Source organism: Fructobacillus tropaeoli (assembly GCF_001047135.2).
In the GTDB taxonomy this organism is placed as follows: domain Bacteria; phylum Bacillota; class Bacilli; order Lactobacillales; family Lactobacillaceae; genus Fructobacillus; species Fructobacillus tropaeoli.
Window position 1 is genome coordinate 1 of record NZ_DF968157.1, and the last position, 385, is coordinate 385.

1 protein-coding gene is annotated in these 385 nt (G+C 40.0%); it reads right to left on the reverse strand.

Features of this window, described 5'->3' with window-relative positions; translation table 11 throughout:
* Positions 1–385 (reverse strand): hypothetical protein (locus AOQ32_RS08810; protein WP_158531907.1); only part of this gene is annotated, 385 nt, incomplete at both ends.

A 385-nucleotide genomic window follows, 5' to 3' on the forward strand; every position in this document is an offset into this window, starting at 1 on the left:
ACGTCTTTTGCAAATTGTGCTTGCTGCAAGTCTTGTTGAGCTTTATTGTTTGCAGACGTTGCAGTTGTTTCGTCTGATTGCGTTTGATCAAGATTCTTTTGAGCTTGTTCTTCAGCACTCTTGTGATTAGTAACATCGTCTTGAGCATTCTTGATTTGTTCAGCTAATTCTGGGTTTTGAGCTTGTTGCTTTTCGGCAAGGTTTGTCTTTGCTTGGTCTGCTTGTGTTGACGCATCTTGAACTTCTTGCTTAGCAGACTCAACAGCTTGAGTATCATTGTTGACGTTAGTTTGGGCTTGTTCAGTGTCAGCCTTTTCATTCTGAGCTTGATTGTTCAATTGATTTAACGTATCAGTATCATGAGATACTTGGTTTTGCGTTTGGT